The sequence below is a fragment of the Paenibacillus andongensis genome, from assembly GCF_025369935.1.
Lineage (GTDB): Bacteria > Bacillota > Bacilli > Paenibacillales > NBRC-103111 > Paenibacillus_E > Paenibacillus_E andongensis.
Genome location: NZ_CP104467.1, coordinates 2,663,181 through 2,675,917, shown reverse-complemented (window position 1 = coordinate 2,675,917; position 12,737 = coordinate 2,663,181). Strand labels below are relative to the sequence as shown.

General features: G+C 52.0%; 1 protein-coding gene. It reads right to left on the bottom strand.

Annotated elements, in window-relative coordinates; genetic code table 11:
- Positions 1-21 precede the first annotated feature (21 nt).
- A complete protein-coding gene (locus tag NYR53_RS11790) occupies positions 22-12,699 on the bottom strand; it encodes a non-ribosomal peptide synthetase (RefSeq protein WP_261305339.1) in 12,678 nt (4,225 codons plus the stop codon).
- Positions 12,700-12,737: the final 38 nt, after the last annotated feature.

The window sequence follows — 12,737 nt, the reverse complement described above, 5'->3', positions numbered from 1 at the left end:
ATCGCTCCTCTTCATTGCGGGTTATAAGGATAAGATTTCCTTGACAATCTCTGCATTTTTGGCGGCATATGGCGCATCCAACATGTCTTCATGAGGGCCTGCTCCCTCATAGCTGCGGTACTGCGAAGTTGTAGATTGGTTCCACAGTGTGCTGCCACTTAACTTGCCGCTTGATTTGATTCCGTTCTGTACAAAATGGATATTCGCATGAATGGTGCCGTTGTTTTGCAAACCGTTCAGGTAAAGCATGTAGTTTTTCATTTTTTGAATCACACTGTTTTTGATAAGTTCATTACTTACATAGGCTTCATATTTAGCGTTAGACTCGGCTTCCTGGATCAAAACGTCGACCTCTTTCGCCACCGTCTTTTCGGATTGACGGATGACTTTGTTTTTCCTAGACGCATCTAGCATGATCAGATCCGAGACAGCGTACCCTTTTGCCTCCATCGCCTTCGTCAGCTCGAACATGAGGTTGCCGCCGGCGGAATACCCCATAAAGACATACGGCCCCTCCGCCTGAACACTTGTCACAAGCTCGATGTAACGTTCCAGGCGATCCTCGCTCTCAATAAAATCAAGACCGTAGAGGGCATGCGAACCGATCTGTTCCGCGAGCTCTTTAAACACGAAACCGAAGCCGCCTACCGGTGGGAAACAGAATACATGACGATCTGTTTTCCGGTTCAATAAGGTAATAGGTTTGTTAAAATCGATCCTCAGCTCTTTGGAATCCAAGTATTGAGCCATTTGTTCAACAGTCGGATGCTGGAATAAGTAATGCAGCGGCAATTCCTCCTGCATCGATTCGTAAATTCGCGTCACAAGCTGAATAGCTTTCAGTGAATGGCCGCCAATTTCGAAAAAGTTGTCGTGAACGCCAACTTGCTTCAGGCCAAGGAGCTCCTGCCAAATGGCGGCGAGACGCTCCTCCGTTGCGTTACGAGGTGTGACATAAGCTGCGCGGGCCAAGGTGCTTTCATCCGGCTTCGGCAGCGATTTTTTATCCAGCTTACCATTCGGAGTCAGCGGCATGGCTTCCATACGGATGAAATAGCTCGGGACCATGTATGCCGGCAGCTCGGAGGAAAGATACGCCCTCAGCTGTGCCATGTCCTGGCTAACGCCTGCAACCAAGTATGCGCAAAGTACCTCTTCTCCGTTCATTTCTTCCGTCACGACGACAGCTTCTTGCACATATTCATGTCTGAGGAGAACTGCTTCTATTTCTTCCAGTTCGATCCGGTAGCCCCTGATTTTCACCTGCTCGTCGAGGCGTCCGATGTATTCGATCGTACCGTCTGGCAGGAACCGGGCAAGATCTCCCGTTTTGTACAACCGTTCACTTGTCCCTGCTATGGAAGTGAATGGATTCGCGACAAATTTTTCGCTCGTCAGGTCCTCACGATTCAAATATCCTCGGGCCAAACCGTCCCCTGCAATACACAGCTCGCCAATGATGCCGATCGGCTGCAGATGATGATCGGTTTCATTCACAATGTACACTTGCGTATTTGCGATCGGACGGCCGATTGTAATGTCCTTATCTGGCGTCAGGTCTCGCAGGAATGTGGCTACGACGCTGCTTTCCGTAGGACCGTATTCATTCACAAGCTCGATGTGCGGGAAAAGCTGCTTGCTGCGCTCGATCACAGGTTTGTTCACCTTTTCGCCGGCAACCGTAATGATACGCAGCGAGCCAGCTTCATCGGTGTTCATACAGTCGAGCAGCGCTGCGTACAAGCTTGGCACGCTGATGAAATGCGTAATGCGATGCTCCGCGATTTGCTTTTTGATAGCGACGGGGTCCTTTGCTTCTTCTTCCTGCGGCAGAATAACCGTGGCTCCCGCCAGAATCGGAGTAAAGAAGCTTGTCACGAAACCGTCAAAAGCAAATGAGAACAGCTGCAGTACATTGTCTTTTGTGCTCAGCTCATATTCCGACTTTCTCCATAAGAGATTGCCGGCGATGCTGCGGTGCTCGATCATGACGCCTTTCGGTTTACCCGTCGTACCCGACGTATAAATGATGTAAGCCAAATCCGTCTGCGCATTGACCTGCTGCAGATTGGAACCGTCCGCAGCATAGTGTTGATTGTCGTTCAAATCCAGCAGCTCTCCGGAGAAAGCCGCCTTTAACTCACCGCTCATGCCCACGATCAATCGCTCCTGAGTCAGCACGATCGCAGTACCGCTATCCTCTAGCATGTAGCGAATTCGTTCTTGCGGATACTGCGGATCAATCGGCACATACGCGCCGCCAGCTTTCAATATCGCCATGATACCGACGATCAGCTCGAGCGAGCGGTCGGCCATAATGCCTACCCGCGTCTCCGGGCGAACGCCCTTAACCCGCAGCGTTCTTGCCAACTGGTTAGCCTTCGTATTCAACTCCGCATAGGTCAGCTGCCGGTCCGCACAGACGACTGCCATCTGTTCTGGAGTTCGCGCCGCCTGCTCCTCAAACAGCCCGTGCAGCGGCTTTTCGTTTAGCACGTCTGTCTGCGTTGCGTTGAAGAGAGCTATTTGCGAAAGCTCATCTTCCGTCATGAGATCAACCTCAGCTAACAACGTATCAGGACGATCTAATAAGTTGTCGATCAGTTTTAACAAATGGCGGCCCATACGCTCTACGGTTGCTTTGTTAAACAATTTGGTGCTGTACGCCAGATTAAATCCGATCTCACCTTCGGTCTCAACCGCTGTTAACGCGAGATCGAATTTGGCGACGTTATGTTCGAGAGGGAACGGTTTGAACTGCAGTTCGTTAAGTTCGATCACCGCTTCATCTGTATTTTGGAAAATAAAGATTGTATCGAACAGCGGATTACGGCTTAAGTCCCTTTGTAAGCCCAAATTTTCTACCAACAGCTCGAACGGGTAGTCCTGATGCTCGTATGCCTGCAGCGCAGTTTCTTTGACTTGCTGAAGGAAGTTACGGAACGTCAATCCGGCTTCTGGCTGGCTCCGCAGCGCTAACGTATTGACGAACATCCCGACAACATTTTCCACGTCCGCATGCGGTCTGCCGGCAATTGGTGTTCCCACCACTAGATCATCCTGACCGGAATATTTGGCAAGCAGCACATTAAATGCGGCGAGGAGCACCATATACAGCGTCGTTCCCTGTGAAGCAGCCAATCGGTTCAGTAGCTCCATCCTTTTAGGGCCGGAGCCGAAAGCGATAAAGTCCCCTTCGAAGCTTTTCACTTGCGGTCTAGGATAATCGGTTGCGAGATTTAGCAGCGGCACTTCGCCGGCAAACTTGCTTAACCAATATTGCTCGTGCCTCAGCATGACACCGCTTTGGAATTGTTCATTTTGCCATACCGCAAAATCCTTGTACTGGATAGTCAGCTTTGGCCGATCAGCGCCCGTGTAAAGCGCAGCAAAATCATTCACAATGATGCTGCTTGAGACACCGTCTGAAACGATATGATGCATATCTAAAACAAAGACATGCTGATCGTCCGCCCTTCGGATCAAAGCTGCGCGAATCAATGGCGCTTCACTTAGCTTGAACGGACGAATGATAGACTGCACAAGTTGAGCGGCAGCTTCGTCTGAATCAGCCTGGAAGACCTCGATTTGAACCGTCAGTTCGGCATCCGCATGTACCTTCTGCCTCGGCTCCCCATCCACGGTATGGAATGAGGTGCGAAGTACTTCGTGCCGACGAACAAGTGCCCGATAAGCCTGCTCAAATCTCTCAAAATCTAGCTCGCCTTCGATCAGCATCACATCCGGCATGTTATAACCGACGCTGCCCGACTCAAACTGCTGCAGAATGAACATCCGTTTTTGAGCGGATGACAGCGGGTAATATTCCTGCTCATCAGCAGGCCCAATCGACTGGTAATTGTGCGATGCGGATTGGTCAATAAACTTGGCAATCTGCTGCACCGTCGGCATCTCGAACAGCATGCGCAGCGGCACTTCCACACCCGTTTCACGATGAATCTGGGCGAGGAGCATCATCGCTTTCAGAGAATGGCCGCCCAATTCAAAAAAGTTATCATGAATGCCGATCCGGCCGATTCCGAGAATATGCTGCCAGATACCGCAGAGATTATCCTCCGTTGCATTTGACGGTGCCGTATAGTTGTTCTCATGCCCACCATCCGGCTCGGGTAGTGCTTTGCGGTTAATTTTACCGTTCGGAGTCAAGGGAAGCTGATCCATTTGAACAAAGTATGACGGCACCATATAGGCAGGAAGCTCCTTGCTTAAGCTTTCTTTCAGCTCAGAAGCTGGCATCAATTCGTCAGAAACGAAGTATGCGCATAAGTACTTTTGACTATGGGAATCCATCCGATCAATGACTACGGTTTCTTTGATCCCCGATTGTTTCAGCAAAATAGCCTCGATTTCGCCGAGCTCGATTCGGTAGCCTCGTATTTTAACTTGATGATCTACCCGTCCGATATATTCCAAATTGCCGTCCGGCAGGAAACGTGCCAAGTCACCTGTTTTGTACAAACGAATACCAGTTTCGCTGCGGAATGGGTCCTCCATGAACACTTTCTTCGTTCTCTCCGGGTCATTCAAATAGCCGCGCCCAACCCCGATGCCGGACACACATAATTCGCCTTGAACGCCGATAGGCACAAGCTTCATATACGGGTCAACGATGTAAACATGCAGGTTTTGCACCGGCTTGCCGATCGGCACCGTTTCCAGTTCCGGCGCTTCATCCATTTCGTACAACGTAATGTCATCCGACGCTTCAGTTGGCCCGTATGCGTTGACCAGCTTCACGTGCGGATAGCGCTCGAACCATTTTCGCGCCAGCGGAGGTTTGATCGACTCCCCGGTCACCAGCACATATTGCAGATCGGGAAGCGGTACGACTTCAGGTAAATCCAGCATCGCGGTCATATACGAAACGACTACCTCCAGAACGGTTGCCTTGTCTTCCGCCACTTGCTTCATAAACTCACGTACATTCAACACGAGTTCATGACTGTACATCGCCGTCCGGCCACCAATCACTAAAGCGGTAACCAACTGCCAGACGGAAATATCGAAGCAGTGCGGGGCATTCTGGACTATGACACTTTGTTCGTCCAGATCGAAGGCGTTGATCATCGCATCCATATGATTCAGCATGCCTGCATGCTCCAGCATGGCGCCCTTCGGCTTGCCGGTCGAACCGGATGTATAAATGACATAAGCAAGGTTATTGGATCCCGGTACCGGGAGGATTCCATTCTCTGCTTCTACTTGGCGGATGACCTCATCGACCGTATCCATCGGAATGATTACTCCGTTACAGTCTTGTTCGATTTCAGGCGTTACGTATGGCATTTCAGTCAGCAGGCACACAGCGCCAGAATCAGCAAGCATATCGCGAATTCTTTGCGGCGGATAATCCGGATCGATAGGCACATAAGCGCCGCCCGCCTTCCAAATGGCAAGGATGCACACAATCATCTTTGGTGAACGGTGCAGCAAGATGGCCGCCAAATCCTCCTGCTTCATCCCTTTTAAAAGCAAGTAACGAGCTAACTGATCTGCCCGCTCATTCAACTCGCGGTAAGTGATGTGCGTTCCTTCGAAGCTGACCGCGATGCGATCCGGCGTTTGCGCCGCTTGTTGCTCGAACAGCTGCGGCATCGTCACATCCAGGTTGAACGGTTCTCTCGTATCGTTAAATAAATGAATGATCTCATGCCTCTCTGCAGCGCTAAGTATATCGATCTCAGCTAGCAAGCTATCGGGGTTCGAGACGATTTGATGGAGCGCCCGCAAATAGTGGTCCGCTAATCTTTCCACCGTCGCCCGGGTAAATAACCGCGTGCTGTATTCCAAATTGAAGCGGATTTGATCCTCTTCGTCCGTTGCTTCCATCGAAAGATCGAATTTGGCAATTCGGCTCTCCGTTTCATAAGGCGTAAATTGGAGCCCTTCCATTTGCGCCGCCTGAACAGAAATGTTCTGCATGCTGAACATGGTGTCAAACAACGGGTTGCGGCTTAAATCGCGGGCCATATTCAGCTTGTCGACGAGAGATTCGAAAGGATAATCTTGGTGCTCGAATGCTCCAAGTGTTGTATCTTTTACCGACGCCAAAAACTGCTTGAACGTCTGCCCGCCTTCCGAACGGTTGCGCAGTGCCAGTGTGTTGACGAACATCCCGATAACAGGCTCAAGCTCCGCACGCGGTCTCCCGGCGATCGGCGTTCCGATCACGATGTCTTCCTGCCCGCTGTATTTGGACATCAGCACATGATAAGCAGCTAACAGCACCATGTACAGCGTTGTGCCGGTTTCGGCGGCAAGTCGTTTGAGCCTGTCAGCCAGCTCTTTACCTGAGAGAGCGGTTATATAATCGCCTTCAAAGCTTTGGATGGAAGGTCTGGAGAAATCGGTTGGCAAATCAAGTATCGGAATTTCTCCTTCAAACTGGGATAACCAGTAAGTCTCCTGCATTTGCATGAATTCCGATTGGAAAAACGCGTTCTGCCACACAGCAAAATCTTTATAATGGATCGAAAGTTCCGGCAATACTTCGCTTTGATACAAACGGACGAATTCGTCAATGAGGATTGCCATCGATACGCCATCAGAAATGATATGATGCATATCGAAAAGGAATAGATGACGTCCAGGCTGTAGATGAATCAGACCTACGTGAAGCAGAGGCGCCTTCGATAAATCGAACGGTCGAACGAACTGTTCTACCAACCGACCTACTTCGGTACCTTCTTGAGCGAAATCGATATATTCAATCTCAAATTGCAGATTCCGGTGTACGGTTTGGACCGGTTCGCCATCTACGACCGAGAAAGAGGTTCGCAGCGATTCATGTCGTTCAACCAAGCGAATGAACGACTGTTTGAATCTTTCGAGGTTCAGCTCACCTTCGATGAACATAACACCGGGCATATTATAAGCCGTTCCGGAGCCTTCAAATTGCCCAAGAATAAACATCCGCTTCTGGGCGGAGGAAACCGGGTAATAGTCGCGCTGCTCGACCGGCTTGAGCGCCGTATAGGTCTCCCTGTCGGCCTGTGCGATATGCTGGGCCAGCCTCTCTATCGTTGGCGACTCGAACAGCACCCGCAGCGGCACGTTTACTTGAAGCTGCTGCTTGATCCGCGCTAGCAGCGTCATCGCCTTCAGCGAGTGGCCGCCCAGCTGGAAGAAATCGTCGCGGATGCCGACCTGCGGCACGCCGAGTACATCCTGCCAAATGGCAGCGAGCTGCTCTTCCGCCATATTGCGCGGTGCTGCATACGCTGTGCCTAGTCCTAAGCCGCCTTCCGGCTCGGGCAGCTCACGGCGATCGATTTTGCCGTTAACCGTCAGAGGCAGCTTCTCCAGCTGCACCACGTACGCCGGTACCATGTAGGACGGCAGCTCTTGCGCCAGAAACGCCTTTATTTCCGGCGCACCCAGTTCCTGCTCCGCCACGATGTAGGCACACAAGAACTTCTGCCCGCTAGCGTCCTCGCGTGCGATCACTACCGCATCCTTCATGATAGGATGCTTCATCAGCTCCGCTTCGATCTCGCCCAGCTCGATCCGGTACCCCCGTATCTTCACCTGCTGATCAATGCGGCCCCTATATTCAATCGTCCCGTCCGGCAGCCATTTCGCCAGGTCACCAGTGCGGTACATCATCTCTCCCGCTATGAATGGGTTCGGTACGAAGGTCTCGGCCGTCAGCTCAGGCCGGTTCGCATACCCTCTCGCCACGCCATGACCGCCGACGTACAGCTCACCCGGCACGCCGACTGGCTGCAGCTGGTTGTACTTGTTCACGATGTACGCCGTGGAATTACTGATCGGCCGCCCGATCGGAATGCTTCCCTCGTAATCGCGTTCGATCCTAAATGTCGTGGAGAACGTGGTGTTCTCCGTCGGCCCATAGCCGTTAATCAGTCGTAAATCCGGACACTTACTGCGTACGTGGTTAATGTGGCTTGGAGACAACGCGTCTCCACCGACTAGCAGTTGGTGAACACCCCTGAACAGCTCCGCGTTCTCCTGCGAAAGCTGGTTGAATAGCGGTGAAGTAAGCCACATCGTCGTGATGCGGTGTTCGGCGATGAACGCGCCAAGCTGCTCACTATCCAGGATGACACTCTTCTCGGTCAGGTAGAGCGTACCTCCGTTCAGCAGCGCACCGAAGATTTCGAACGTGATCGCATCGAAACCAAGCGCTCCTGTTTGCAGGATCCGCTCATCCGCACTCCACTGAACGTAGTTCGTTTCCTTAACCAGCCTTACAACGCTGCGCTGCTCAATGAGCACCCCTTTCGGCTTGCCGGTGGAGCCGGACGTGTAGATGACATACGCCAGATCGCGCGATGAGCCAGGCAGCACCAGATTGGAGCAGTCGCTATTATAAACAACAACCTCATCGTCAAGGAAAATCACTTGTGCAAAAGCAAATGCCGTTGTCTGCTGACGCAGGTGCCGCTCTGTCAGAATGATACGTGCTCCGCTATCTTCGAGCATGAACTTCATGCGCTCTACAGGCACATCGAGATCAAGGAGCAAGAAGGCGCCGCCTGCCTTCAGAATGCCGAGCAGGCCGACCATAAGTTCTAGTTTGTGTTCCGCCATCAGACCGACGACATGATCGGGACCTACGCCTTGTGCGATCAGCGTCCGCGCGAGTCGGTTCGCTTGCTCATTGAGCTGACGGTAGGTCAGCTGCTGACCCTTCCATTCAATAGCAGGATGATCAGGTGTTTGCCGGGCCTGCCGCTCAAATAACGCAGCAATAGTCATTTCGCTCGGGTAATCTGTTTGCGTATCGTTGAAATCAGCCAGAATTTGTCGTCTTTCTTCCTCTGAGAGCATGTCGAGCTCCGCCAGCTTCCTCTCCGGTTCCTGCACAATGGATTCGAGCAGTACGAGGTAGTGGCGGCCCATTCGCTCGACAGTTTCCCTTTCAAAAAGGTTCGTGCTGTATTCGATATGAACGCTCAGACCGTTCGCCGCTTCCTTCGCTTCCAAGGATAGATCGAATTTGGAAATGTAATTCTCAACCGCGTACGGCTCAACCTGCAGCTCTTCGAATCCGGCCTCCTGCACATCGATGTTTTGCACCATGAACATCGTATCAAACAACGGATTGCGGCTAATATCGCGCACAATGTTCAGCTTTTCGAGAAGTAGCTCAAACGGGTAATCCTGATGGGTGTACGCCATCATCGCGCCCAGCCTGACTTCCGCTAAAAACTGCTTAAAGGTTTTATGGCCCTCGGGCTTATTTCTCATCGCCAGCGTGCCGACAAACATGCCAATGATGCCTTCCACATCGGCATGGGATCTTCCGGCTGTAGGTGTGCCGACAATGATGTCTTCTTTTCCGGAATATTTGGAGAGCAAGACGTTATAGGCGGCAAGCAGCACCATGTAAAGCGTTGTTCCTGTTTCCGCAGCGATGCGCTTTATGCCATCCAAAATCCGTTTTTCCGCCTGCAGCGATACATGATCGCCCTCAAAGCTTTGCACCGCAGGTCTTGCATAGTCAGTCGGCAGCTCCAGCTGCGGCAGCTCCCCTTCAAACAAGTCAAGCCAGTAAGCTTCCTGTTTTTTCAGTTTCTCACTTTGCAGACCGTCATGCTGCCATACGGCAAAATCTTTATACTGAACGGAAAGTTCCGGCAGTTCTGCCCCATGATACAATTCTGTAAATTCGTTGACGAGGATCGACATGGAGACCCCATCCGAAATGATATGGTGCATATCGCACATGAAGATGTAGTGATCGTCGGCAAGCTGAATCAACCCTACGCGGAGCAGCGGGGCAACATTCAAATCGAACGGTTGAATAAATGAGCGGATCAACGCCTCGACCTCGACACGAGATGGCTCTCCCCCATCAACCTCCGTATAACGGATCTCAAACGGAACATATGCGTGTATTCTCTGAAAAGGCTCTCCATTTACCGTTTCAAACGATGTTCGCAGCGTCTCATGGCGTTCGATCAATTGGCGGAACGCCTGTTCCAAGCGGTTTCTATCCAGCTTCCCTTTCAAATTGAACACGCCTGGCATATTATAGCCTGTGCCAGAACCTTCAAATTGATTGATGATGAACATCCGCTTTTGTGCCGAAGAAACAGGATATACATCCTGCTGCGGTGCAGGGCGAATCGCCAAAAATCCGCTGCTTTCTGCGTCAAAAGCTTCTATATAACGAGCCACCGCTTCAATATTCGGCGTCTCGAACATCAAGCTTAACGGCACTTCCACTTCGTACGCTTTGTGCAGCGCTGTGATGAGCGACATCGCCTTCAACGAATGCCCGCCCAGCGCGAAGAAATCGTCCAGCACCCCGACCTGACCGCAGCCGAGCACGTCCTGCCAAATTTGCGCGAGCCCCGCTTCCAGTTCTGTTCTCGGTGCCACGTAGGCCGTGCCCGAGTCCAACCCGCCTTCTGGCTTCGGAAGCGCTTTGCGGTCGATTTTGCCGTTGGCGGTGAGCGGGATTTTGTCCAGCTTCACAAAATGCGACGGGATCATGTACGCCGGCAAATCACTGCCGATATGCGCCCTAAGCTCGGACACAGTCAGCTCCCCGTCTGAGATGAAGTAGGCGCACAGGAACTTCTGCCCTTGTTCGTCATCCTGCGCCAACACTGTCACTTCCTTAATCCGCTCATGCAGGAGCAGCTGCGTCTCAATCTCGCCAAGCTCGATGCGATGCCCGCGGATCTTCACCTGATGGTCGATCCGACCGAAATATTCCATCTCGCCACTGGGCAGCAAACGCGCTAGGTCGCCGGATCGATACAGCCGTTCCTCCGGCTTGTAAGGATTCATGACGAACCGCTCAGCCGTCAGCTCCTCGCGGTTCAAATAACCGCGGGCGACACCGTCTCCGCCGACGTACAGCTCGCCGACAACGCCGATCGGCACCAGCCTGCGCTGCGCATCGAAGATGTAGCTCGTCAGTGTGGGAATCGGACGGCCGATGTTGCTTAGGTTCGTTTCGATTTCGCGATCCGTTATTTCTTTATAGGTAACATGTACAGTCGTTTCGGTAATCCCGTACATATTAATCAGCAGCGTATCCGGGTATTTCATCTTCCACGGCTTCAGCATGAGTGGGTTCAGCGCTTCCCCGCCGAAGATGACATAACGGATGGATAGCCCCTTGCTCTGCTGCTGCAGCTCCTCTTGGATCAGCGTGTAGAACGCGGTCGGCGTTTGATTCAGCACTGTCACTTGCTCCTGCCGCAGAAGCTGCGCGAATGCTTTCGGGTTTTGCGCGGTTGTCTTTGGTACAACCACACACCTGCCGCCGTACAGCAGCGCCCCGTACATTTCCCACACGGAGAAATCGAAGCAGAAGGAGTGGAATACCGTCCACACGTCACGCTCGTTGAAATCGAACTGCAGCCGGTCATGAACGAGCAGACGCACGACGTTCTGATGCTCGATCATAACGCCCTTGGGCTTGCCGGTCGTGCCGGACGTGTAGATGATGTAGGCCATATCGTGCGGCCCATTCACCGGTTCCAGGTCAGCAGAATCCCCGGCGTACAACTCATCATCGCTCATATCGAGTACGACGCCGTCATAAGGTACTTTTCCGGTCAGATGCGGCTGCGTCAGCAGGACGCGGGCCCCGCTGTCCGCAAGCATGAACTGCGTGCGCTCCTGAGGGTAGTCCGGATCGAGCGGTACATAGGCGCCGCCTGCTTTGAGTGTCGCAAGGATGCCGACAATCATATCGAGCGAGCGCTCGACGAGCAGGCCGACCCTAACGTCCGGCCCCACTCCGTGGCTGCGGAGGTTGCGGGCGAGGCTGTCCGCGCGTTCGTTCAGCTGACGATACGTCAGCTGCTCTTCACCGCAAGATGCAGCGACGCGATCCGGCGTCCTTAGCACCTGCTCCTCGAACAAACCATGGATCGTTTGTTCCTTCGGAAACGCCGCCCCTGTCTGATTGAATTCGTCCAGCAGCGTCATTTTTTCAGCCATGGAAATAAACTCAAACTCCGCCAGACTGCGGTCCGGCTCGTTCAAAGCCGACCGCAAAAAATGAATCAAGTGAAACACGATTTGCTTCATCAAAAATTCGCTATAGATTCCGGTGTTGTATTGGATAACCAGTTCAACCTGTTCCTCGGCTTTTGAAAACTGGAAGATAACATTGGATTGGACATGGTTGGCGACGCTGCTGTCATGAATGCTCTCAAGCAAAACAAGCGTAGGAAGGTAAGGTTTGTCTCCGCTCCCTTTTGGCAGGTCGAGCAGCTCCGCCAACTTCGCATACGGATAATTTTGATGCTCATTGGCAGATTGGATGGTTTCTTTTACAGCTGTCAGCCATTGTTTGAACGTGCAGGTATCCTGCATGAAAGTCATTTGCAGCAGCAAAAGCGAGTTCACCAGAACAGAACTTTGTTTGTTTTGCTTGAAAACAGGCATGCCTACGATAATCTCCGCTTGGGACGTATACCGATGCAGGATGTATGTAACCCCAGACAAGAGAATCATATAAAGAGCAAAATCGGACTTACTCGTGATATGCTGCAGCTTTTGCGAGAGCTCTGACGGCAAGTCGTATTTCATCGCCGACATTTTGTCGGGAATAGCGGCTGATCGATCAGCATCCCTCGGAAATTCCGAAAGAACGATTTCACCCTGCAGCTTGTTCAGCCAATACTGCTGCTCTTTCTCAAATTGACCGCCGGCAAGCATCATATTTTGTGAATATTTATCGATCATGAGCATCCTCCTAAGAGTTTTGCTTTAGCAAAACTAAC